Annotated in this window: 1 protein-coding gene; it reads right to left on the bottom strand. The window is 71.9% G+C overall.

Going from position 1 to position 509, the window contains the following annotated elements:
• A partial coding sequence (locus ACXAJT_RS27650) for a hypothetical protein (RefSeq protein ID WP_475242256.1) occupies positions 1-206 on the bottom strand: 206 nt, incomplete at its 3' end.
• Between the last annotated feature and the right edge of the window lie 303 nt (positions 207-509).

Here is a 509-nt window from a genome sequence, read left to right as displayed (position 1 = left end):
GTGCCGGACTTCTGGGCTGCGCCGTCGACGCGGTCCATGGCTTGGGCGATGACGACGATCTCGTCGGTGGTCAGGCCCGACAGATCGGCGCCGGGCACGGCTTCGAGGATCTGGCGAGCGGCCGGGCCGCCGGTCTCGGTCGCGGCGGAGGCCACACCGGTCAGAGCGGCGGTTGCGACGAGGGCGGATGCGATAAGAGTTTTCATTGTCTGGTCCTTCCGTGGGGTGGGCGCGGCTCTCTTGCGGAGCTGTCGAACCCGGATGTGGGAGCGGGGCGAGGCGCCCCGGGGAGGGGGACGGGCCCGGTTGTGCCGTGGCCCGTCAGGTCGCAGAGTGGGGCGCGCGGGGTGCCGCGCAGGCCGCCCTCAGCGCAGGTTGTCGATCAGCGCGCGAGCGGTGCCGGACTTCTGGGCTGCGCCGTCGACGCGGTCCATGGCTTGGGCGATGACGACGATCTCGTCGGTGGTCAGGCCCGACAGATCGGCGCCGGGCACGGCTTCGAGGATCTG

This window comes from Salipiger sp. ABF4_146, from assembly GCF_056161345.1.
Note: the sequence above shows the minus strand (reverse complement) of the source record. Positions and strands in the feature narration are given on the sequence as shown.